Source organism: Pseudomonas helmanticensis, from assembly GCF_900182985.1.
GTDB classification, from domain to species: Bacteria; Pseudomonadota; Gammaproteobacteria; order Pseudomonadales; family Pseudomonadaceae; genus Aquipseudomonas; species Aquipseudomonas helmanticensis.
In genome coordinates this window covers 4,355,868-4,379,402 of the sequence record NZ_FXUY01000001.1, presented here as the reverse complement: position 1 = coordinate 4,379,402, position 23,535 = coordinate 4,355,868, and the positions used below count along the sequence as shown (strand labels likewise).

21 protein-coding genes are annotated in these 23,535 nt (G+C 59.3%); 8 read left to right on the top strand and 13 right to left on the bottom strand.

Annotated elements, in window-relative coordinates:
- The first annotated feature begins 415 nt into the window (after window positions 1–415).
- Genes QOL84_RS19500 through QOL84_RS19465 form a run of 8 tightly spaced genes read left to right on the top strand, consistent with a single transcriptional unit; the run spans window position 416 to window position 9,405 of the window.
- The gene (locus QOL84_RS19500; RefSeq protein ID WP_283438244.1) at window positions 416–1,330 is read left to right on the top strand and encodes a GDP-mannose 4,6-dehydratase; all 915 of its coding nucleotides are present in this window, start codon (window positions 416–418) and stop codon (window positions 1,328–1,330) included.
- Window positions 1,327–2,298, top strand: coding sequence for a GDP-mannose 4,6-dehydratase (gmd, locus tag QOL84_RS19495; protein ID WP_011336673.1), 972 nt, complete (start codon window positions 1,327–1,329; stop codon window positions 2,296–2,298). The genes QOL84_RS19500 and gmd overlap by 4 nt, the downstream gene beginning before the upstream one ends.
- A 3-nt stretch (window positions 2,299–2,301) precedes the next feature.
- On the top strand, window positions 2,302–3,744 hold the full coding sequence (locus tag QOL84_RS19490) for a mannose-1-phosphate guanylyltransferase/mannose-6-phosphate isomerase (RefSeq protein WP_283438243.1): 1,443 nt from the start codon (window positions 2,302–2,304) through the stop codon (window positions 3,742–3,744).
- On the top strand, window positions 3,745–4,542 hold the full coding sequence (locus QOL84_RS19485; RefSeq protein WP_129386881.1) for an ABC transporter permease: 798 nt from the start codon (window positions 3,745–3,747) through the stop codon (window positions 4,540–4,542).
- Window positions 4,542–5,795: an ABC transporter ATP-binding protein gene (locus QOL84_RS19480; protein WP_283438242.1), complete on the top strand. Its 1,254-nt coding sequence runs from the start codon at window positions 4,542–4,544 to the stop codon at window positions 5,793–5,795. The genes QOL84_RS19485 and QOL84_RS19480 overlap by 1 nt, the downstream gene beginning before the upstream one ends.
- Complete coding sequence (locus QOL84_RS19475; protein ID WP_283438241.1) at window positions 5,792–7,159, top strand: glycosyltransferase family 4 protein; 1,368 nt, start codon at window positions 5,792–5,794, stop codon at window positions 7,157–7,159. Before QOL84_RS19480 ends, QOL84_RS19475 begins: the two co-directional genes overlap by 4 nt.
- On the top strand, window positions 7,143–8,273 hold the full coding sequence (locus QOL84_RS19470) for a glycosyltransferase family 4 protein (RefSeq protein ID WP_283438240.1): 1,131 nt from the start codon (window positions 7,143–7,145) through the stop codon (window positions 8,271–8,273). The genes QOL84_RS19475 and QOL84_RS19470 overlap by 17 nt, the downstream gene beginning before the upstream one ends.
- A 1-nt stretch (window position 8,274) precedes the next feature.
- Window positions 8,275–9,405, top strand: coding sequence for a glycosyltransferase family 4 protein (locus QOL84_RS19465; RefSeq protein ID WP_283438239.1), 1,131 nt, complete (start codon window positions 8,275–8,277; stop codon window positions 9,403–9,405).
- 117 nt (window positions 9,406–9,522) lie between these two features.
- Here the strand turns inward: QOL84_RS19465 and QOL84_RS19460 are convergent, their stop codons facing one another.
- From QOL84_RS19460 to atpE, 13 genes are all read right to left on the bottom strand, one after another.
- Window positions 9,523–11,553, bottom strand: coding sequence for a 2Fe-2S iron-sulfur cluster-binding protein (locus QOL84_RS19460; RefSeq protein ID WP_283438238.1), 2,031 nt, complete (start codon window positions 11,551–11,553; stop codon window positions 9,523–9,525).
- A gap of 45 nt (window positions 11,554–11,598) precedes the next feature.
- A complete protein-coding gene (locus QOL84_RS19455) occupies window positions 11,599–12,225 on the bottom strand; it encodes a glutathione S-transferase family protein (RefSeq protein WP_283438237.1) in 627 nt (208 codons plus the stop codon).
- Window positions 12,226–12,330: 105 nt separating this feature from the next.
- On the bottom strand, window positions 12,331–13,257 hold the full coding sequence (locus QOL84_RS19450; protein ID WP_283438236.1) for a LysR family transcriptional regulator: 927 nt from the start codon (window positions 13,255–13,257) through the stop codon (window positions 12,331–12,333).
- Window positions 13,258–13,384: 127 nt separating this feature from the next.
- Complete coding sequence (gene glmS / locus QOL84_RS19445; protein ID WP_283438235.1) at window positions 13,385–15,217, bottom strand: glutamine--fructose-6-phosphate transaminase (isomerizing); 1,833 nt, start codon at window positions 15,215–15,217, stop codon at window positions 13,385–13,387.
- 2 nt (window positions 15,218–15,219) lie between these two features.
- The gene (locus tag QOL84_RS19440; RefSeq protein WP_283438234.1) at window positions 15,220–15,996 is read right to left on the bottom strand and encodes a DeoR/GlpR family DNA-binding transcription regulator; all 777 of its coding nucleotides are present in this window, start codon (window positions 15,994–15,996) and stop codon (window positions 15,220–15,222) included.
- Between the two features lie 228 nt (window positions 15,997–16,224).
- Entirely contained in the window at window positions 16,225–17,592 is a 1,368-nt protein-coding gene (gene glmU, locus QOL84_RS19435; protein ID WP_283438233.1) for a bifunctional UDP-N-acetylglucosamine diphosphorylase/glucosamine-1-phosphate N-acetyltransferase GlmU, read from the bottom strand.
- Between the two features lie 118 nt (window positions 17,593–17,710).
- On the bottom strand, window positions 17,711–18,136 hold the full coding sequence (locus QOL84_RS19430) for a F0F1 ATP synthase subunit epsilon (protein ID WP_007911962.1): 426 nt from the start codon (window positions 18,134–18,136) through the stop codon (window positions 17,711–17,713).
- 45 nt (window positions 18,137–18,181) lie between these two features.
- Window positions 18,182–19,561, bottom strand: a complete 1,380-nt coding sequence (gene atpD / locus QOL84_RS19425) for a F0F1 ATP synthase subunit beta (RefSeq protein ID WP_016984062.1) — start codon at window positions 19,559–19,561, stop codon at window positions 18,182–18,184.
- 27 nt (window positions 19,562–19,588) lie between these two features.
- Window positions 19,589–20,449 (bottom strand): F0F1 ATP synthase subunit gamma, encoded by an 861-nt coding sequence (gene atpG, locus QOL84_RS19420; protein ID WP_007911960.1) that lies wholly within the window; start codon window positions 20,447–20,449, stop codon window positions 19,589–19,591.
- 50 nt (window positions 20,450–20,499) lie between these two features.
- Window positions 20,500–22,044 (bottom strand): F0F1 ATP synthase subunit alpha, encoded by a 1,545-nt coding sequence (atpA, locus tag QOL84_RS19415; protein ID WP_007911958.1) that lies wholly within the window; start codon window positions 22,042–22,044, stop codon window positions 20,500–20,502.
- A 21-nt stretch (window positions 22,045–22,065) separates the two neighbouring features.
- Window positions 22,066–22,602, bottom strand: coding sequence for a F0F1 ATP synthase subunit delta (locus QOL84_RS19410; RefSeq protein ID WP_007911956.1), 537 nt, complete (start codon window positions 22,600–22,602; stop codon window positions 22,066–22,068).
- Window positions 22,603–22,614: 12 nt separating this feature from the next.
- Window positions 22,615–23,085, bottom strand: coding sequence for a F0F1 ATP synthase subunit B (locus tag QOL84_RS19405; protein ID WP_008084415.1), 471 nt, complete (start codon window positions 23,083–23,085; stop codon window positions 22,615–22,617).
- Between the two features lie 59 nt (window positions 23,086–23,144).
- On the bottom strand, window positions 23,145–23,402 hold the full coding sequence (gene atpE / locus QOL84_RS19400) for a F0F1 ATP synthase subunit C (RefSeq protein WP_003097235.1): 258 nt from the start codon (window positions 23,400–23,402) through the stop codon (window positions 23,145–23,147).
- Between the last annotated feature and the right edge of the window lie 133 nt (window positions 23,403–23,535).

Genomic DNA, 23,535 nt, shown 5'->3' with positions numbered 1-23,535 from the left:
TGAAACTGCCGTCCTGGCACCTTCATGCTATGACGTCTCAGCTTCGGATCGAGTCGGTCGTACCGTTCTCGCCCTGAGTCATTGAGCACGTCTTCGTTCTTGTTTTAGTGGTCGGTTTCACCCTGTGTCGCGGTCCCGCAATCAACGTCCGGGTTTTCGCGACGAGGGGCATTCTAAACACATCCGCTGAGGATTCGTGAACCGCCGGGCGAGAATAAATCGGGCTACGCTGACGAGAACTGACCAGTCACGGTTGGACCTGTTGAAATTGCTGCGCAATTGGCACAGATTGGCAACCAAACAACTACAACAACGACTTCGCCTGTCGTCCTATCGGTTTTTTCTACCGGTCTGACAGACTTCCCCTTAAAGCCTGTGGGAAAGTGGCGCAAGTTCAAGACCAAGGGGTCGCTGTTTGAAAAAGCGTCTGTTCGTCACGGGTCTCAGTGGATTCGTGGGACAACATATTCAGTCTCGTCTGGCATCGCCTGATTCGTCGTGGGAGCTGCTGCCTGCCGCTGCACCCTACGACCTGACAGATCCGGACAGCCTCCTCGACCTGTGGCCGCAACTGCCCGACGCCGTCATTCATCTGGCCGGGCAGACGTTTGTCCCGCAAGCCTTTCGTGACCCGGCGGGCACCCTCGAAATCAATCTGCTCGGCACCCTCAATCTGCTGCAAGCGCTCAAGGCGCGCGGCTTTCAGGGCACGTTCCTGTACGTCAGCTCGGGCGATGTCTACGGCCAGGTCGGCGAAAACCATCTGCCGATCACCGAGCAACAACCGCCCTGCCCGCGCAACCCTTACGCCGTGAGCAAACTCTCCGCCGAGTTTCTCAGCCTGCAATGGGGCCTGAGCGAAGGCTGGCCGGTGCTGGTGGCGCGCCCGTTCAATCACATCGGCAGCGGGCAGAAAGACAGCTTTGTCATCGCCAGCGCCGCCCGCCAGATCTGCCGCATCAAACAAGGTTTGCAGGCGCCGCAACTGGAGGTTGGCGACATCGACGTGACGCGCGACTTCCTCGATGTCGGCGATGTCATCTCGGCGTACTTGGCGTTGCTGGAAAAAGGCACACCGGGACAGGTTTACAACATTTGCTCGGGGCACGAGCAAAGCATCCGCAGCCTGATCGAACAACTGGGCGATCTGGCTGAGGTCGAGATGCAACTGGTTCAGGATCCGGCGCGCATGCGACGCGCCGATCAGCGTCGCGTTTGCGGCAGCCACGCAAGACTGGCGAAAACCACCGGATGGGCGCCAGAAATCACCACACAACAATCCCTGCGGGCGATCCTGTCCGACTGGGAGATGCGAGTACGACAAGAATGACAAAAAGTGCACTGATCACAGGGATCACCGGCCAGGACGGCGCGTATCTGGCCAAGTTGCTGCTCGACAAGGGCTACAAGGTTCACGGCCTCGTGGCGCGGCGCAGCAGCGATTCGCGCTGGCGTCTGCGCGAGATGGGCGTCGAAGCCGACATCGTCTACCTCGACGGTGACATGGCCGATGCCTGCTCGGTACAGCGCGCAGTCATCAAGTCGGCGCCGGACGAGGTCTATAACCTTGCCGCGCAAAGCTTCGTCGCCGCCTCGTGGGATCAACCGGTGACCACCGGCATCGTCGACGGTCTGGGCGTGACGCACTTGCTCGAGGCGATCCGTCAGTTCAGCCCGCACACGCGCTTCTATCAGGCCTCGACCAGCGAAATGTTCGGCCTGATCCAGGCTGAGCAGCAGGACGAGAACACGCCGTTCTATCCGCGCAGCCCGTACGGCGTAGCCAAACTCTACGGCCACTGGATCACCGTCAACTATCGCGAAAGCTTCAACCTGCATGCCAGCAGCGGCATCCTCTTCAACCATGAATCGCCCCTGCGCGGCATCGAGTTCGTCACCCGCAAGGTCACCGACGCTGCCGCGCGTATCAAACAAGGCAAACAGCAGGAGCTGGCGCTGGGCAACATCGACGCGAAACGCGACTGGGGTTTTGCCGGCGATTACGTCGAAGCCATGTGGCTGATGCTGCAACAGGACAAGCCTGACGATTTCGTCGTCGCCACCGGTGTCACCACCACGGTGCGCGAGATGTGCCGCATCGCCTTCGATCACGTCGGCCTCAACTACCGTGATTACGTGAAAATCGACCCGGCGTTTTTCCGCCCGGCCGAAGTTGAAGTGCTGCTCGGCAATCCGGCCAAGGCTCAGCGCGTGCTGGGCTGGAAGCCGAAAACCGACCTGGATACCTTGATCCGCATGATGATGGATGCGGACATGAAACGCGTCGCCAAGGAGTAGGCCATGCTGATCCCCGTGATTTTGTCCGGCGGTGCCGGCACCCGTTTGTGGCCGGTGTCCCGCGAGGGCCATCCGAAACCGTTCATGAATTTGCCCGACGGCCAGTCGCTGCTCGGCAAGACCTACCAGCGCGCCGCAGCTTTGCTCGACGGCTGGGGCGACATCGTCACGGTGACCAATCGCGAGTACTACTTCCAGAGCAAGGATCACTATTGCGCCGCCCACGTGTCGCGCCATCGCGGGCACTTCCTGCTCGAGCCGACCGGGCGCAACACTGCGCCGGCTATCGCTGCCGCAGCCTTGTCACTGCAAGCGCTGCACGGTGATGACGCGATCATGGTGGTAATGCCGGCCGACCATTTGATCGTCAATCAGGACGCGCTGAAAACCGCCGTCGAGCACGCGGTCAATCTGGCCAAGGACGGTTATCTAGTGACCTTCGGCGTGATCCCGACCGCGCCGGAAACCGGCTTCGGCTACATCGAAACCGGCGCACCGCTGGACGCCAAAGGCGCGGCGAAAGTGCAGCGCTTCGTCGAGAAACCCGACCTGCAAACCGCCACGCATTATCTGGAAAGCGGCAACTTCCTGTGGAATTCGGGGATGTTCTGCTTCACCACCGCCACCGTGATTGCCGAGCTGCAATTGCATGCGCCTGAACTGCTGGAACAGACCCGCGCCTGCATGGCCGCCAGCGCACCGATCGAAACCGTCGGCTGCTTGCAGCAAGAACTGTCACCGGCGCTGTTCGCGGAAATCACCGACATCTCCATCGACTACGCGCTGATGGAGCGCTCAGAAAAAGTCGTCGTGGTGCCGGCCGGTTTTGACTGGAGCGATATCGGTTCGTGGGGCGCCGTCGCGGCTCTGGTGCCCGCCGATGCCGACAACAACCGCGCCAGCGGCGAGGCGATCTTCATTGATAGCCACAATAACTTCGTGCAGAGCGAAGATCGGTTGGTGGCGACGGTGGGTGTGGATAACTTGATTATCGTCGACACCGCCGACGCGGTGCTGGTGGCTCACGCCGACCGTGCGCAGGACGTGCGGCGGGTGGCCAAGCAACTCAAGGACAAATCCCACGAAGCCTATCGGTTGCATCGTACAGTCAGCCGCCCGTGGGGTACTTACACTGTTCTCGAAGAAGGGCCGCGCTTCAAGATCAAGCGCATCGTGGTCAAACCCGGTGGCAAGCTGTCCCTGCAAATGCACCATCACCGCAATGAACACTGGGTGGTCGTCGAAGGGATGGCCAAGGTCACCAATAACGGCACCGGCACGCATCTGGTGGCCAAGAACGAATCGACGTTCATCGCCGCCGGCCACAAGCACCGCCTGGAAAACCCCGGCGTGATCGATCTGGTGATCATCGAAGTGCAGAGCGGCGAATACCTGGGAGAGGACGATATCGTCCGCTTCGAAGACCATTACGGCAGGACCGATTGAATGCTGCTTTCCCTGTATCGCTCGTTGCGCAGCTACCGTGGATTCATCCTCGGCAGCGTGCAACGAGAGTTTCAAGCGCGTTACCGCAATTCGCTGTTCGGTGCCCTGTGGCCGATCTTCAATCCGTTGTCGATGATCGTCGTGTATACGGTGATTTTCTCGCACATCATGCGCGCGCGTCTGCCCGGTGTGGACGACAGCATGGCCTACAGCGTCTATCTCTGCGCCGGCCTGCTGGCCTGGGGACTGTTCTCGGAAATCACCTTGCGCAGCCAGACGATGTTTCTCGACAACGCCAATCTGCTGAAGAAAATCAGCTTCCCGCGGATCTGCCTGCCGGTGATCGTGCTGATCAATGCCGGGATCAACTTCGCCATCATCATCGCGCTGTTTCTGGGTTTCCTGCTGGTAACCGGGCGCTGGCCAGGCATGGCCTTGCTGGCGCTGTTGCCGCTGATTGCGCTGCAAATGATGTTTTGCGCCGGACTGGGCATGGTGCTCGGTGTGCTCAACGTGTTTTTCCGCGATGTCGGTCAGCTGTTCGCGATCTGCCTGCAATTCTGGTTCTGGCTGACGCCGATCGTCTATCCGATCAGCATCCTGCCGGAATGGGTGCAACGCCTGTTGCAACTCAACCCGCTGACCAACCTGTTCAGCAGTTATCAGAACCTGTTCCTCTATGGGCAATGGCCGGTGTGGAGTTCGCTGTTGCCGATCTTCATCACCGGCAGCGTTTTCTGTCTGCTCGGGCTGCGGCTGTTTCGTCAACGCGTCGGCGAAATGGTGGATGAACTCTGATGGGGCATATTCGTGTCACCGGCCTGAGCAAGGCCTACAAGCAATACCCTAACCGCTGGGCGCGGCTGGCCGAGTGGCTGATCCCCTTCTCGCCGATCCGTCATCATCAGCACTGGGTGCTGCGCGATGTCGAATTCGAGATCGCCCCCGGCGAAGCGGTGGGCATTGTCGGCGCCAACGGTGCCGGCAAAAGCACCTTGTTGAAGATGATCACCGGCACCACCCAGCCGACTGCGGGCAAGATCGAAATCGAAGGTCGGGTCGCGGCGCTGCTGGAACTGGGCATGGGTTTTCATCCCGACTTCACCGGCCGCCAGAACGCGGTGATGGCCGGGCAGCTACTGGGCATGCAGCTCGAAGAAATCGAAGCGTTGATGCCCGAAATAGAATATTTCGCCGAGATTGGCGACGCCATCGATCACCCGGTACGCACCTATTCCAGCGGCATGCAGATGCGTCTGGCGTTCAGTGTGGCGACCGCCCGGCGTCCGGACATTCTGATCGTCGACGAAGCGCTGTCGGTGGGCGACGCCTATTTTCAGCACAAGAGTTTCGAGCGCATCCGCAGCTTCCGCAAGGCCGGCACCACGCTGTTGATCGTGTCCCACGACCGCTCGGCAATTCAGTCGATCTGCGACTCGGCGATCCTGCTCAAGGATGGCCACATGGCCATGTACGGTAAACCCGAAGCCGTGCTCGATTACTACAACGCCCTGATGGCCGAGCGTGAAGGCCAGGTCGTGCGCCAGGAAATGCTCGCCGGGGGCGAAGTGCAGACCGTCTCGGGTACCGGTGAAGCGGCGATTCTCGGCGTGCGCATGCTCGACGAACACGATCGCAGCATCGACGCCGCCGAAGTCGGCCAGCCGGTGGTGCTGGAAGTGCAGGTCGAAGTGCGCAAGGACATCGAACGCCTGGTGCTGGGCTTCATCCTCAAGGATCGCCTGGGGCAGATGATGTATGGCATCAACACCCACCGTCAGGGCAAGGCGCTGACCGATCTGCACGCCGGTGAACGCTTTACCTATCGCTTCGCCTTCATCATGGGCCTGGGCAAAGGCAACTATTCGGTGTCGCTGAGCCTGTCGCGCCTGGATTCGCACCTGGATCGCAACTTCGAATGGCGCGACTACGGCCTGGTGTTCCACGTGATCAACAATCGGCACGAGGATTTCGTCGGCTGTTCCTGGCTGAATGCGCAGACCACGATCACTCGCGAAACCGCGGCCACACCTGTCGAGCGCACGCCATGACTCGCTTGCTGGTGGAATGCACCCACGTGTTCAAGCACCCGAAAGTCAACTCGGGAATCCAGCGCGTGGTGCGCAATGTCATCAAACAGTTGCCGCCGAGCGCCGAAGGCGTCGAATGCATGCCGGTGATCCTGCTCAATGGCCAACTCTATCGCGTACAGCGCCTGGCGCCGCTCGACACCCCGCTGTTCAATGCCCTGGCGACGTTCGGCGAACGCCTGCAACGCCTCGCGCATCGATTCTGGCAAGGGCACCAGCGCCTCGACACCCGGAGCAGCTCGAAACTGCTGCGACGCGGGCTGTATGTTGCCTATCGCCTGACGTCATTCGGTTTGTTCGGTTTACCGCTGCGGCTGATTGGCGCCATCAACCACACGCAACTGCTCAAGCGCTGCTCACCGCTGCAACATCAGCCCGGTGATCAACTGGTGCTGCTGGATTCCTCCTGGCACTCGGATTTTTTTGCCCACGTCGAACGACTCAAGCGCGATGGCGTTGGCATCATCGCGGTGATCTACGACCTGATCCCGCTGACTCATCCGCAGTTCTACGACACGCGCCTGGTGCAGGTTTTCAGCGAGTGGTTCGACTGGGTCAGCCGCACCGCCGATGGTTTTATGGCGATCTCCGCGACCGTACGTGATCAGGTGCGTGAGGAACTGCAACAGCGCATCGGCTCCGCGCAGGCTGACAAGCGCTGGCTGGATTTTTTCCACCTCGGCTCCGAGCTGGACTTGCACAGCAACGAGGCAACGGTCGAACCGCGCCTGCGCGAAATGTTCGCCATAGCCGAGCCGGTGTTCCTGATGGTCAGCACCATTGAGCCACGCAAGAACCACGGCTATTTGCTCGACGCCTTTGAGCGCGCCTGGGCTGCAGGCTCAAATGCCCGCCTGTGCATCGCCGGGCGTGTCGGCTGGAAGTGCGAGGTCCTGCTTGAGCGGGTGCGCGCTCACCCGCAGCTGAATCAGCGGCTGTTCATGTTCAACGACCTGAGCGATACCAGCCTCGAACACGCCTACGCCCATTCCAAGGCACTGGTTTTCCCCTCGTTCGTCGAAGGCTTCGGCCTGCCACTGGTGGAGGCCATGCAGCGCGGTCTGCCGGCAATGGCCAGCGATATCGCAGTGTTCCGCGAAATCGGCGGTGAGTTCATGGCGTACTTCGATCTGCAAGCGCCGCAAAGCCTTGCCGATCTGATCGCAGCCTTCGAAAGCAGCGGCCAGTTCCCCGCCGCCCGCGATGTCGCGGACTGGACCTGGATCGGCTGGCGCGAAGCCAGCGAGCAACTGGCCGAACGCAGTGTGCGTCATGTCCTGGAAGCGCCAGCGGCGCCAGCGAGGCAGCATGCGCATTGCCCTTAACGCCCGGATTCTGCAAGCACCGCGCACCGGCATCGGCCACTACGTCGCGGAGCTGGTCAACGCTTTGCGCTGCGAAACCGATGTCGAGGTCAGCTTGTTCCATGGCTGGGGCTGGAGTTCGGCATTGCCGGAAGCGGCCATGCCCGGTTACTCGCGCCTGACGCCACTGCTGCGGCAAATCCCCGGGGCTTATCAGGCCCGGCGCTGGCTGGAGCAGAAACGTTTCGATCAGGGCAGCACGCAAGGTATCGACCTGTACCACGAGCCGAGCCTGTGGCCGCTGGCGTTCAACGGCCCGACCGTGATCACCCTGCACGACCTCACGCACCTGCATTTTCCCGAAACCCAGCCGCCGGCGCGGCTCAAGGAAATCGAGCGGCGCCTGGCCTCTGGCGTACAGCAGGCGCGGCTGATCCTGACCGACTCTCAGGCGATTGCCGACGAAGCCCAGGACTATTTTGGTCTGCCCGCCGAGCGCTTTGTCGTAGCGCCATTGGGCGTGGCCGAACGTTTCCATCCGCGCGAACCGCACGCCATCGACGCAGTACTCAAAGCGCATGCCGTGGGCTTTCGAGAATACTTTCTGTGTGTCGGCACCCTCGAGCCGCGCAAGAATCTCTGTCTGGCCCTGCGTGCGCACGCCCTGTTACCGGAAGCCGTGCGCCAGCGCTTTCCGTTGCTGATCGTCGGCATGGCGGGCTGGGAGCGCGAACAGTTCAGCGAACCGCTGCGCCAAGCCTTGGCGAGCGGGCATGTGTGTCTGCTCGGTTATCTGCCGGATGAACAAGTGGCACAACTGCTGGCCGGCGCCCGCGCGCTGATTTTTCCCTCGCTGTATGAAGGTTTTGGATTGCCGGTACTCGAGGCGATGGCCAGTGGCACACCGGTAGTCATCACCCGTTCCTCGGCGATGCCGGAAGTGGCGGGGGCTGCCGGCAACTATATTGAAGCTGACGATGCAGACGGCTTGCGTGATGCAATGAGCCGGTTGATCGACGATCAAGCACATTGGCAGGCATGCCGAGAAGCCGGATTGCAGCAGGCACGGCTTTTTTCCTGGGAGCGTTGTGCACAGGCCACGGCCGGTGCCTACCGCCAGGCCATGGGAGGTTGAAATGCGCGTACTTCATTTTTTCAAGACTTACCTGCCTGATTCGGTCGGCGGCATCGAACAAGTGATCTTCCAGCTGTGCGAGAGCGGCGCCAAACATGGCATCGACGGCCAGGTGCTGACGCTCAGCGCCGACCCGACGCCGCCGGTGGTGAAACTCGGTCAGCACGAAGTGCACCGCGCCAAACTTGATATCCAGTTCGCCTCCACCGGTTTCTCCTGGAGCGTGTTCAAGCAGTTTCGCGAAATGGCCGCCGAGGCCGACGTGGTCAACTACCACTTCCCGTGGCCGTTCATGGACCTGGTGCATTTCGCCAGCGCAACGAACAAGCCCAGTGTCGTCACCTACCACTCGGACATCATTCGCCAGAAGCACCTGCTCAAACTCTATCGTCCGCTGATGAACCGCTTCCTCGCCAGCGCCGACCGCATCGTCGCGGCTTCGCCGAACTACCTGCACACCAGCGATGTTCTGCAGCAGTTTCAGGACAAGACCCGGGTGATTCCGTATGGCTTGAACAAAGCAGGTTATCCACAGGCCGATAGCGAGCGCATGAACCGTTGGCGCCAACAGCTTGGGGATAAGTTTTTCCTGTTTGTCGGCGTGATGCGTTACTACAAAGGCCTGCACATTCTGCTCGAGGCGCTGAAAGACGTGGATTACCCGGTGGTGATCGTCGGCGCCGGCCCGCTCGAACAGGAACTGCATGCCCAAGCGGCGGCGCTGGGGCTGCGCAATATCCATTTCCTCGGGCGCCTGGGTGATGAAGACAAAGTCGCCTTGCTGCAACTGAGCTACGCCATCGTTTTCCCTTCGCACCTGCGCTCGGAGGCGTTCGGTATTTCGCTGCTTGAAGGCGCGATGTACGGCAAGCCGATGATCTCCAGTGAGATCGGCACTGGCACCAGCTACATCAATATCCACAACGAAACCGGGCTGGTGGTGCCGCCGAGTAATCCCCGGGCGTTTCGCGAGGCAATGCGTACCTTGTGGGAAGATCCGGTGCGCGCTGCTGCGATGGGCGTGAAGGCTGAGGCACGATATCGGCAGTTATTCACCGCCGACGAGATGGGCCGCAAGTGGACAGAGCTGTATCAGGAATTGCTTGAAGAGAAATCCCTGTCCTACGCCTGATCAGGCTGAACCACATCCCCCTGCAGGAGCTGCCGCAGGCTGCGATCTTTTGATTTCGATTCTATAAACGCAAGATCAAAAGATCGCAGCCTTCGGCAGCTCCTACAGGGGGGCTCGTTACAGGTCCAAGACCAAGGGTTGGCTGCTTTGTGCCGGAACCGCACAGCAAATCAGCACGTGGCCTGCTTCCGGAATGTCCGCCGGGGGCTGTGGATAATTTACTGCGCCGCTGACCAGCCTTGTTTTGCAGGTGCCGCATGAGCCACCGCGGCAACTGAACTCCGGACGCAATCCACGGCTTTCCGCCAGCTCCAGCAGGCTACCGCCATCGGGTTGCCAACGCGCTTCTTTTGCCGAGCGCTCGAACACCACAGGCACCGAAGTAGTCGCTGCGGGCGGTTGTTCGATGACGATGGCGTCCGGGTCGGCCTGGCGTTTCAGTGTCGACGGGCCAAAGGTTTCCGCATGAATCTGCGCGTCGCGCGCATCCAGTTCGCGCAGGCTGTCGTACAGCCCTTGGGTAAAACCACCGGGGCCGCAAAGGACGAAATCGAGCTGGTCGAAATCCTCGGCATCCAGCAGGTTCCTCAGCACTGTGCTGTCGATACGCCCATGCAAATCGAAATCCTCACCCTCTTGCAGATCGGCTTCTGGCTGGCTCAGCAAACGCAGCACCCGTACCGCATCGCCAGCCGTTTCCAGCAAACGGTCCAGCTCTTTGCGAAACGGCTGATCAGCCAGGCTGCGCGAACTCTGCAACAACAGCGTCGGACGAATCCCCCGCGTGCGTAGGCCTTGGTACACCACTTCGCGCAGCATCGACAGCAACGGCGTTATTCCCACGCCAGCCGCCAATAGCACCAGCGGGCGGTGCTCCAGCGGCGCCACAGTGAAATGCCCTTGTGGAGCCCGCGCTTCCAGCACATCGCCAACGCGGATCTGCTCATGCAGATGCGACGAAATCAGCCCTTCGCGCTTCACGCTGATCCGGTAGAAACCATCCGATGGCGCGCTCGACAGGCTGTAAGTGCGGATATGCACCTCGCCATCGATCGTGAAGCGCAGCGGTAAATGCTGACCAGCGAGAAACACCGGCAAACCGGCGCCATCTGTTGGCTCCAGGTAGATTGAACGGATGCTGCGACTTTCCGCTTCTATCTTCGCCACCCGCAGCGGCCGCCATTGGTTGCCCAGCGCCTGCGCCTGCAAACGCGCAGCCGCCTCGGCCCAGTTGCCGGTCAACAGACTGGTCGGCGACATGCCGTCGAAGCGCCAGCGCAACGCCAATGCTGCCGGGCGCCGCACCAGTTTCTCCACTTCGAAAGTCCACAACCGCTCAGCGCCTTGAAACGCCTCGATCTGCGGGTCTTCGAGAAGAATCTCGGTACGCCCGCTGAGTTGCAACAGATCGCCTGTGGAAAAGTCGATGAACAGCAAGCCAGCCTTGGGATTCAGCAGCAGATTGCCCAACGTGTTGAAGTGCAGGTTGCCGGCGAAATCGGGGATGGTCAGACGGTTGCCTTCCACCCGTACGAAACCGGGCTGACCGCCTCGATGGGAAACATCCACCGCACGCTGGCTATCGACATCCACGTAACTGGCGACGAAAAAGGTATCGGCGCCAGCGATCAACGCGCTCGCGGCATCATCCAGAATATCCAGATGCTCAGCCGGGCGCGTCTGTGGATCAGTCAGTGCTACACGCTGGAACTGACGCAACTGAATGTATTGCGGGCAGTTGCCAAACGCCTGATCCACGCTCACCTCGAATCCTTGAGCGCCCAGATTGCCGACATGGCCATTGAGGCGATTGCGCCGGCGAGAGTGCAACTCGATGCCGAGCAAACCGATCGGCTCGCCATTGCGCAATTGCGCCGGGTCATCGGCCGCGACCTGACTGGCGAAATGCAGGTGTTCGGGATCCGGCGATTGGGCAAACCCTGGCGCGCCTTCGAGCACACTGGCCCACGGCCGCCCATGCGCATCGACTGCGCCGTACAGCAGGAAAGGCAGTTGCTGATAGAACTCACGGTGCTGATCGGGCATCCAGGTGCGAATCACCTTGCGCCCGAAGGCTTCCATGCGTTCGGCAACGCCGACATGGGCCTGTAACTGCTGTTCGCCAGCGTGCCACGGTGAACCTTCCATCACGACCTCTCCCCTGCACCACTGGCGCAGCGTGGATTGCGATTATCAGACTGCGGTTTGCAGACCGGCGACGGTGCGCGGCATGCCGACAAAACCCGGCAGGGCTTCGACGCGGGCCAGCCAGGCGCGAACGTTGCCGTACTCTTCCAGCGACACGTTGCCTTCCGGCGCGTGAGCGATGTAACTGTAGGCGGAAACGTCGGCAATGGTCGGTTCTTCGCCGGCCAGATAAGGAGTTTTGCCGAGTTCGACGTCCATCACTTTCAACAGATTGTGCGCGCGGGTGATGGCTTCATCAGCATTGAGTTGCGCGCCAAATACGGTGACCAAGCGTGCGGCAGCAGGACCGAAAGCAATCGGCCCGGCAGCGGCGGACAACCAGCGCTGCACATGGGCGGCACCCACCGGGTCAGCCGGCAACCAACGACCGTTGCCGTATTTTTGCGCCAGGTACACCAGAATCGCGTTGGAATCGGCCAGCACCACGCCGCCGTCATCAATCGCCGGCACTTGGCCGAAGCTGTTGATCGCCAGATAGGCGGGCTGCTTGTGCTCACCTTTGGCCAGATCGACAAAGATCAGCTCGGTCGGCAATTGCAGCAGGGACAGCATCAACTCGACGCGATGAGCATGGCCAGAGCGTGGGAAGTTGTAGAGTTTGATCGCTTGCATGGTCGACTCCGCTGAACAGGGGCGCCACTGCGGGGATGAGAGCGCCGATGCAGACCATCATCCCCCCGTTGCGGGGGGAACAGAATCACCACCAAACGCAATCAATTATTTCAACTGGTGCAATAACGCCTCATTTTTCAACGCCGGATGTTCGCGCAAAGCCTCTACCGTGAAATCCACAAAACTGCGGATCCGCGCCGGGGCCTTGCGTCCGCCCTGATACACCACGTGAATCGGCAAGGGCGGCAGTTCAAACTCGGCGAGGACGATTTCAAGTTCACCAGAGGCAATCTTGCTCGCCACTTGATAGGACAACACCCGCGTCAAACCCAAGCCCATGCAGGCTGCGGTAATGGCTGCCTGATTGGCGGTGACGATCAAGCGCGGTTCGGGACGCACGCTGAGCGGTTCGCCCGCGTCGAGAAACGGCCATGTGCGTTGCTGGCCAATCGCTGAGGTCGCCACGACGGGCGCACCGGCCAACGCTTGGGGATGAACCGGCCGACCGTACTTGGCGAAGTAGTCCGGCGAACCGCAGATGACGCGACGTACCTCTCCCACTCGGATCGCATGCTGATTGCTATCCGCCAAGTCACCGATGCGCACTGCGACATCAATGCCCTCTTCCACCATATTGACGATGCGATCGACCAGCACCGCGTGGATCGTGACATCCGGATACTGCGCCAGATAACCCGCCATCACTGGCGTCACAAACAAATCACCAAACAATACCGGCGCCGTCACCGTCAATTGCCCACGCGGCTGGGCATGACTGCCCGCCGCAGAATCCTCGGCCTCCTGCACCTCGGCGAGAATCCTCCGACAATCTTCCAGATAACGCTGCCCCGCTTCACTCAAATGCACACTGCGCGTGGTCCGGATCAGCAACTGCGTGCCGATCCGCAACTCCAGCGCCGCCACTGCCCGCGTGACGCTGGCGGCGGACCGACCCAAGCGACGAGCAGCGGCGGAGAAGCCTTGCTCTTGGGCGACGGTGGTGAAGATGTGCATTTCCTGGAAGCGATCCATCGGGGTCGACCCTCACTTGAAAATCAAAAGATCGCAGCCTGCGGCAGCGCCTACAGGTGAAATACGATTCCCGTGCAGGAGCTGCCGCAGGCTGCGATCTTTTTCGGCTGACTCAGTTGTGGATAACTTATTCCACCGTCACCGACTTCGCCAGGTTACGCGGCTGATCGACGTCCGTGCCTTTCAGCACCGCAACGTAGTACGACAGTAACTGCAGCGGAATCGTGTAGAGGATTGGCGAGAGGATGTCGTGGATGTGCGGCATTTGCACTACGTGAGTGCCTTCGCCGTTGGTCATCCCGGCTTTCTCGTCGGCGAACACGATCAGCTCGCCGCCACGAGCGCGGACTTCCTGCAAGTTGGATTTGAGTTTTTCCAGCAGCTCGTTGTTCGGTGCGACGGTAACCACTGGCATGTCGTTATCCACCAGCGCCAGCGGGCCGTGTTTCAGTTCGCCGGCCGGGTAAGCTTCGGCGTGGATGTAGGAGATTTCCTTGAGCTTCAAGGCACCTTCCATCGCCACCGGGAATTGCGCGCCACGGCCAAGGAACAAGGTGTGGTTCTTTTCAGCGAACAGTTCGGCGATTTTTTCCACCGTGCTATCCATCGCCAGCGCTTCGCCGAGACGGGTTGGCAGGCGACGCAGTTCTTCGACCAGTGTGGCTTCAACGCCTTTGGCAAGGCTGCCGCGCACTTGGCCCAACGACAGGGTCAACAGCAGCAGGCCGACCAGTTGCGTGGTGAAGGCTTTGGTCGAGGCCACGCCGATTTCGCGACCGGCCTGGGTCAGCAGGGTCAGGTCGGATTCGCGCACCAGCGAACTGATGCCGACGTTGCAGATCGCCAGGCTGGCGAGGAAGCCCAACTCTTTGGCGTTGCGCAGTGCGGCTAGGGTGTCGGCGGTTTCACCGGACTGCGAGATGGTTACGAACAGGGTGTCTGGCTGCACCACCACTTTGCGGTAGCGGAATTCGCTGGCGACTTCGACCTGGCACGGAATGCCGGCCAGTTCTTCGAGCCAGTAACGGGCGACCATACCCGCGTGATAGCTGGTGCCGCAGGCGACGATCTGCACGTTGCGCACTTTGGCGAACAGCTCGGCCGCTTGTGGACCGAATGCTTGAACCAGTACTTGATCGTTGCTCAAACGACCTTCGAGGGTGCGCTGGACAACGGCCGGTTGCTCGTGGATTTCCTTGAGCATGTAGTGGCGATATTCGCCCTTGTCGGCGGCTTCGGCACCGTCGCTGTACTGCACGGTCTGGCGCTCGACGGCTTTACCGTTGACGTCCCAGATCTGCACGTTATCGCGACGAATTTCGGCGATATCGCCTTCTTCCAGGTACATGAAGCGGTCAGTGACCTGGCGCAGGGCCAACTGGTCGGAGGCGAGAAAATTCTCGCCCAGACCCAGACCAATCACCAGCGGACTGCCACTGCGCGCGGCGACCAGACGATCCGGTTGTTTGGCATTGATCACGGCAAGACCGTAAGCGCCGTGCAGTTCTTTAACAGTGGCTTTGAGCGCAACGCTCAGATCAGGTTGATCCTTGAGCTTGTGGTTGAGCAGGTGGGCGATGACTTCTGTGTCAGTGTCGGAGGTGAACACGTAACCCAGCGCTTTCAGTTGTTCACGCAGGGCTTCGTGGTTTTCGATGATGCCGTTGTGCACCACGGCGATGTCGCCGGAGAAATGCGGGTGGGCATTGCGTTCGCACGGCGCACCGTGGGTGGCCCAACGGGTGTGGGCGATACCGAGGCGGCCAACCAGCGGGTGTTCGGCCAGTGCGACTTCGAGTTCGCTGACTTTGCCCGGGCGACGCATGCGCTCAAGGGTTTCGTCGTTGGTGTAAACCGCGACACCGGCGCTGTCATAGCCACGGTATTCAAGGCGTTTGAGGCCTTCGAGCAGGATGGCGGTGATATTACGTTCAGCAACTGCGCCGACAATTCCACACATGCTTATTTCTCCTGACTGACAGCCGCGCAAATCACGGTGATACCGCGGGCCTGGATCTGATCGCGTGCATCGATAGGCAGGCGATCATCGGTAATTAGGGTATGGACGCTGCTCCACGGCAGCTCCAGGTTGGGAATCTTGCGGCCGATCTTGTCGGCCTCGACCATGACAATGACTTCTCGCGCCACATCAGCCATGACCCGGCTTAAACCGAGCAGTTCGTTGAAGGTCGTGGTACCGCGTACAAGATCGATACCATCGGCACCGATAAACAACTGGTCGAAGTCGTAAGAGCGTAGTACCTGCTCGGCGACCTGGCCCTGAAAGGATTCCGAATGCGGATCCCAGGTGCCACCGGTCATCAACAGCACCGGTTCGTGCTCAAGCTCGCTCAAGGCGTTGGCGACATGCAGGGAATTGGTCATCACCACCAGACCCGGCTGCTGGCCAAGTTCAGGGATCATCGCGGCGGTGGTGCTGCCGCTGTCGATGATGATGCGCGCGTGCTCGCGGATGCGTTTCACCGCCGCGCGGGCAATCGCCTGTTTGTACTTGGAAACGCTTTGCGCGGTTTCAGCGACCAGTTCCTGCGGCATGGTAATTGCGCCGCCGTAACGGCGTAGCAACAGTCCATGGCTCTCCAGCGCGGCAAGATCCTTGCGAATCGTAACTTCGGAGGTTTCGAAGCGCTTGGCCAATTCGTCCACACTGACTTCACCCTGCTCGTTGAGCAAGGCAAGGATGTTGTGACGGCGCTGCGGCGTATTGCGTTTCGACATGGCGGCTTAAGTTTCGATTCGAAAGATAACGGAAGCAATCAAAACCTATCGGCCCCAAATCGTCAAGCATCAGGCAGACTTTTTTAAAACGTCACAAACAAAAATGTGGGAGCGGGCTTGCTCGCGAAAGCGTCGTCTCAGGCACTGAATGTGTGACTGATATATCGCATTCGCGAGCAAGCCCGCTCCCACATTGGATTTTTGTGGCTAAGTGAGACTGTGGATAACTCAGCCCTTCTTGATCTTCTCCGGCCTCTTCCAGCCATCGATATTCTTCTGCCGCGCACGCCCAACCGCCAACTGCGCGTTATCCACATTCTGCGTAATGGTCGACCCCGCCGCCGTGGTCGCACCGGCAGAGATATCCACAGGCGCTACCAACGAGTTGTTGGAGCCGATGAACACATCCGCGCCCAACACGGTTTTCCACTTGTTGGCGCCATCGTAGTTGCAGGTGATGGTGCCAGCGCCGATGTTGGTGCGCGCGCCGATTTCGGCATCGCCCAGGTAGGTCAGGTGACCGGCCTTTGCGCCTTCGCCCATGTGGGCATTTTTCAGTTCAACAAAGTTACCCACATGCGCCCGCGCTTCGAGCACGGTGCCAGGACGCAGGCGCGCAAATGGGCCGGCATCGCTGCCCTCGCCGAGAACAGCGCCTTCAATATGACTGTTGGCCTTGATCACCACGCCTCTACGCAAGGTGCTGTCCTTGATCACACAGTTCGGGCCGATCTCCACGTCGTCTTCGATAACAACGTTACCTTCGAGGATGACGTTGATATCGATCAGCACGTCGCGACCTACGGTGACTTCGCCACGCACATCGAAGCGCGCCGGGTCACGCAGGGTCACGCCTTGCGCCATCAAACGACGGCCAGCGCGCAACTGGTAATGACGCTCCAGCTCGGACAGTTGCTTGCGGTCATTGGCGCCCTGCACTTCCATTGCATCATGCGGTTGTTCGGTGGCAACCACCAGACCGTCACTGACCGCCATTTCGATCACGTCGGTCAGGTAGTACTCGCCCTGAGCGTTGTTGTTGGACAGGCGGCTCATCCAGTCGGCCAGACGATTGGCCGGGACAGCGAGAATGCCGGTGTTGCCTTCGGTAATCGCGCGTTGTGCTTCGCTGGCATCTTTATGCTCAACGATTGCCGTGACCTTGCCTCCGGCATCGCGAACGATGCGGCCATAGCCGGTCGGGTCATCCAGCTCAACGGTGAGCAGGCCCATTTGCCCGGGAACGACTTGTTTGAGCAGACGTTGCAGGGTTTCGACTTCGATCAATGGCACGTCGCCGTAGAGGATCAGCACAGTGTCGGCAGTAATGAACGGCACAGCCTGAGCAGTGGCGTGGCCGGTACCGAGTTGCTTGTCCTGCAGGACGAAATTCAGGTCATCAGCCGCCAGACGTTCGCGCACCACGTCGGCACCGTGGCCGATGACCACGTGAATGCGTTGCGGATCGAGTTGCCGGGCGCTGTGGATAACATGGCCCAGCATGGAATTGCCGGCAATCGGGTGCAACACCTTCGGCAATGCCGAACGCATACGAGTGCCTTGACCGGCCGCGAGGATAACGATTTCAAGAGACATGACTGGCTACCAATCCTGGGTGGTCAGCAACTGCGACCGGGTTTTTGGAATTCGGAAAAGAAAAAAGGGTAGCCGAGGCTACCCTTTTTTATCAATCGCACAACAAGTGGCTGACGGATTAACCGCCAAACTTCTTGCGGATCTGCTGGACGGTGCGCAGCTGAGCTGCTGCCTCGGCCAGACGTGCTGACGCAGCGCTGTAGTCGAAATCAGCGCCTTTTTCATGCAGAGCATGCTCGGCAGCTTTGAGAGCTGCTTGAGCCTGAGCTTCATCCAGATCGGCGGCACGTTGCACGGTATCGGCAAGCACCTTGACCATGTTCGGCTGAACCTCGAGGAAACCACCGGAGATGTAGAACACCTCAGGCTCCCCGCCTTGCTTGATCAGGCGGATCGGACCCGGCTTGAGATTAGTGATCAGCGGCGCGTGACCCAGAGCGATACCAAGATCACCCAGTGCACCGTGCGCAATCACCATCTCGACCAGGCCGGAAAAGATTTCCCCTTCCGCGCTGACGATATCGCAATGGACTGTCATAGCCATCTGATTGCCTCAACCTAAATTAGCGCCCGTTGCCGGGCGCCGGGATTACAGTTTCTTGGCTTTCTCGATCGCTTCTTCGATGCCGCCAACCATGTAGAACGCTTGTTCTGGCAGGTGGTCGTAGTCACCGTTGAGGATGCCTTTGAAGCCAGCAATGGTGTCTTTCAGGGAAACGTATTTACCCGAAGCACCGGTGAAGACTTCAGCCACGAAGAACGGCTGCGACAAGAAGCGCTGGATCTTACGAGCACGGTTTACCAACTGCTTGTCGGCTTCCGACAGCTCGTCCATACCCAGGATCGCGATGATGTCCTTCAGCTCTTTGTAACGTTGCAGAACGTACTGAACGCCGCGAGCGGTGTCGTAGTGGTCCTGGCCGATTACGTTCGGGTCCAGCTGGCGCGAAGTCGAATCCAGTGGATCTACCGCTGGGTAGATACCCAGGGAAGCGATGTCACGGGACAGAACGACGGTGGCGTCCAAGTGGGCGAAGGTGGTCGCTGGCGACGGGTCGGTCAAGTCATCCGCAGGTACGTATACCGCTTGGATCGAAGTGATCGAACCTTCCTTGGTCGAAGTGATACGTTCTTGCAGAACGCCCATCTCTTCAGCCAGGGTCGGCTGGTAACCTACTGCCGAAGGCATACGGCCCAGCAGTGCGGATACTTCAGTACCGGCCAGGGTGTAACGATAGATGTTGTCGACGAACAGCAGAACGTCGTTACCTTCGTCACGGAACTTCTCGGCCATGGTCAGGCCGGTCAGTGCTACGCGCAGACGGTTACCCGGCGGCTCGTTCATCTGACCGTAAACCAGTGCCACTTTGTCCAGAACGTTGGAGTCCTTCATCTCGTGGTAGAAGTCGTTACCCTCACGGGTACGCTCGCCCACACCGGCGAACACGGAGTAACCGCTGTGCTCGATGGCGATGTTACGGATCAGTTCCATCATGTTTACGGTTTTGCCTACACCGGCACCACCGAACAGACCGACTTTACCGCCTTTGGCAAACGGGCAAACCAGGTCGATAACCTTGATGCCGGTTTCCAGCAGGTCGTTGCCGCCTGCTTGCTCAGCGAACGAAGGTGCTGGGCGGTGAATGCCCCAACGCTCTTCGGTGTCGATCGGGCCAGCTTCGTCGATCGGGTTACCGAGGACGTCCATGATCCGGCCCAGGGTCGCTTTACCGACCGGTACGGAGATGGCTGCGCCAGAGTCGGTAACTTCCAGACCGCGCTTCAAGCCTTCGGTGGAACCCATCGCAATGGTACGAACCACGCCGTCGCCCAGCTGCTGCTGAACTTCCAGAGTGGTGCCGGCATCGCTTTTTACTTTCAAAGCGTTGTAGATGCTCGGTACGCTGTCGCGTGGAAATTCCACGTCGATAACGGCGCCGATGATTTGAACGATACGTCCGCTACTCATAGCTGGATCCTCTGAATATTTGAACCGTTAAACCGCGGCAGCGCCGCCGACGATTTCCGAGATCTCTTGGGTGATCGCAGCCTGACGCGCCTTGTTGTAGATCAGCTGCAAATCGCTGATCAAATCACCGGCGTTGTCGGTAGCGTTCTTCATCGCGATCATCCGCGCAGCTTGTTCAGCCGCGTTGTTCTCGACCACCGCCTGATAGACCTGCGACTCAACGTAGCGGACCATCAAGCCGTCAAGCAGCTCTTTGGCATCCGGTTCGTAGAGATAGTCCCAGTGGTGCTTGAGATCCTGATCCGGGGTGGCCACCAGTGGAATCAATTGCTCCACGGTAGGCTGTTGCGTCATGGTGTTGATGAATTTGTTGGACACCACGGACAGGCGGTCAATACGGCCGTCCAGGTAGGCATCCAGCATCACCTTGACGCTGCCGATCAAGTCATTGATCGACGGCTCTTCACCCAGGTGGCTGATAGCTGCAACGACGTTACCGCCGAAGTTGCGGAAAAAGGCCGCACCCTTGCTACCAACGACACACAGATCAATCTCGACGCCGTTTTCGCGGTTTACCGCCATGTCCTTGACCAGGGCCTTGAACAGGTTGGTGTTCAAGCCGCCGCACAAACCACGGTCACTGCTCACCACAACATAACCCACACGCTTGATTTCGCGGTCGATCATGAACGGGTGGCGGTATTCCGGGTTGGCGTTGGCCAGATGCCCAATTACCTGGCGGATACGTTCCGCATAAGGACGGCTAGCAGCCATGCGCATTTGTGCCTTGCGCATTTTGCTTACCGCCACTTTTTCCATGGCGCTGGTAATCTTTTGCGTGCTTTTGATGCTCGCAATCTTACTGCGAATCTCTTTTGCGCCTGCCATGTAACACCTATCAGGTTAGCAAGCGGGAGCCTCGCGGCTCCCGCTGCGGCTTACCAGGTTTGGGTGGCCTTGAACTTCTCGATACCGGCTTTCATGCCAGCGTCGATTTCGTCATTGAAGTCACCTTTAACGTTGATCTTGGCCATCAAATCGGCGTGATCGCGGTTGAAGAAAGCGATCAGCGCTTGTTCGAAGCTGCCGATCTTGGCGATTTCAATGTCAGTCAGGAACCCACGCTCAGCGGCATACAGCGACAGCGCCATGTCAGCGATCGACATTGGTGCGTATTGCTTCTGCTTCATCAGCTCGGTAACGCGCTGACCATGCTCAAGTTGCTTACGGGTCGCTTCGTCCAGGTCAGAAGCGAACTGGGCGAATGCCGCCAGTTCACGGTACTGAGCCAGAGCGGTACGGATACCACCGGAGAGCTTCTTGATGATCTTGGTCTGAGCGGCACCACCCACACGGGATACCGAAACACCGGCGTTCACTGCAGGGCGGATGCCCGAGTTGAACATGGCCGATTCCAGGAAGATCTGACCGTCGGTGATCGAAATCACGTTGGTCGGAACGAACGCGGAAACGTCGCCAGCCTGGGTTTCGATGATCGGCAGTGCGGTCAGGGAACCGGTTTTGCCGGTCACTGCGCCGTTGGTGAACTTCTCTACGTATTCTTCCGAAACGCGGGATGCGCGCTCCAGCAGACGGGAGTGGAGATAGAACACGTCGCCTGGGTAAGCTTCACGGCCTGGTGGACGGCGCAGCAGCAGGGAAATCTGGCGGTAAGCCACTGCTTGCTTGGACAGATCGTCATAAACGATCAGCGCGTCTTCACCGCGGTCGCGGAAGAATTCACCCATGGTGCAACCGGAGTACGGTGCCAGGAATTGCAGCGCAGGAGATTCCGAAGCACTGGCAGCCACGATGATCGTGTTGGCCAGGGCGCCGTTTTCTTCCAGCTTGCGAACCACGTTGGCGATGGTCGATTGTTTCTGACCGATTGCTACGTAGACGCAGAAAATGCCGCTGTCTTTCTGGTTGATGATCGCGTCGATCGCCAGAGCGGTTTTACCGATCTGACGGTCACCGATGATCAGCTCACGCTGGCCACGGCCGACAGGAATCATGGCATCGACAGCCTTGTAGCCAGTCTGTACAGGCTGGTCTACCGACTTACGCCAGATCACGCCCGGTGCAACTTTCTCGACCGCGTCGGTCAAGGTGTTGCCCAGTGGACCTTTGCCGTCAACAGGGTTACCCAGTGCGTCGACTACGCGACCCAGCAGTTCCTTACCAACAGGAACTTCGAGGATGCGGCCAGTGCACTTGGCGCTCATGCCTTCAGCCAGAGACTGGTAAGCGCCCAGTACAACGGCACCTACGGAGTCTTGCTCAAGGTTGAGGGCCATACCGTAGACGCCGCCCGGAAACTCGATCATCTCGCCGTACATTACGTCGGCCAGACCGTGAATCCGCACGATGCCGTCAGATACGCTGACGACAGTGCCTTCGTTACGGGCTTGGGAGGTCACATCGAGCTTGTCGATGCGGCCCTTGATAATTTCACTTATTTCGGAAGGATTGAGTTGCTGCATTGCTCTGCTGCCCCTTCAAACTCAAGATTTCAATGCTTCGGCAAGTTTCGCGATTTTGCCGCGAATCGAGCCATCGATAACCAGGTCGCCGGCGCGGATAACGACACCACCTATAAGGGCAGCATCCTCCGCAACTTGCAGGCGCACTTCCCGGTTGAGTCGTGCACTGAGAACCTTGGCGAGTTTGTCTTGCTGTTCTTGGTTCAATGCAAAAGCACTGGTCACTTCAACGTCTACCGACTTCTCTTGTTCGGCCTTGTACAGGTCGAAAAGAGCGGCAATCTCCGGCAAAAGCGGGAGACGGTCGTTTTCGGCAACGACATTGATGAAGTTCTGTGCCTTGGCATCAAACTTGTCGCCGCACACGTCAATAAACGTGGCGGCCTTTTCTGCGCTCGTCAGTCGCGGGGCCTTGAGCACGCGCTGCATGGTGTCATCTTGTGACACCGCTGCAGCCAGGCCGAGCATGGCTGACCAATTGGCCAGTTGCTGGTGGGCCTGAGCGTGCTCGAAGGCCGCCTTAGCGTAAGGTCGGGCCAACGTGGTCAGTTCTGCCATGATCGCCCTCGCTTAGATTTCAGCAGCCAGTTGGTTAACCAGCTCTGCGTGCGCGTTTTGATCGATTGTGGCACCCAGGATCTTCTCGGCGCCGCCGACAGCCAGCATGCCCACTTGGGCGCGCAGCTTGTCTTTGACACTGTTCAGTTCCTGTTCGATCTCGGCTTGAGCCTGAACCTTCACACGGTCAGCGTCGACACGGGCCTTTTCAACGGCCTCTTCGACAATCTGGTTACCGCGTTTCTTGGCTTGCTCGATGATTTCAGCTGCCTGAGCTTTCGCTTCGCGCAGTTGCTGACCCGCTTTTTCTTGGGCCAACTCCAGGTCGCGAGCTGCACGGCTGGCAGCGTCCAGACCATCAGCGATCTTCTTTTGACGTTCGTGCAGGGCAGTGATGACCGGAGGCCATACATACTTCATGCAGAACAGTACAAAAATCAGGAACGCAACGGACTGGCCAATCAGGGTCGCATTAATGTTCACGCCAACACCTCGCAGTTACGTTGTCCATCACATCAAATTACTCGGAAGAATCCGGGTAATTAGCCAGCGATCTGACCAACGAACGGGTTCGCAAAGGTGAAGAACAGAGCGATACCAACACCGATCATGGTTACGGCGTCGAGCAGACCGGCAACGATGAACATTTTAACTTGCAGCATTGGAACCATTTCTGGCTGACGCGCTGCGCCTTCCAGGAACTTGCCGCCCAGCAGGCCGAAACCAATTGCGGTACCCAGTGCGCCCAGGCCGATCAACAGTGCAACAGCGATAGCGGTTAGACCAACTACAGTTTCCATCTTTCCTCCCGACTTTTACGTCGTATGGTTTAGGTTTTTTAGATTAAAGCGGTAAAACAAATCGTTTCAGGTGCCCTGTGAAGAGCCCCTTCCCGTTTGACCGGGAAGGACATCAGACTAGTCGAGACTGGTC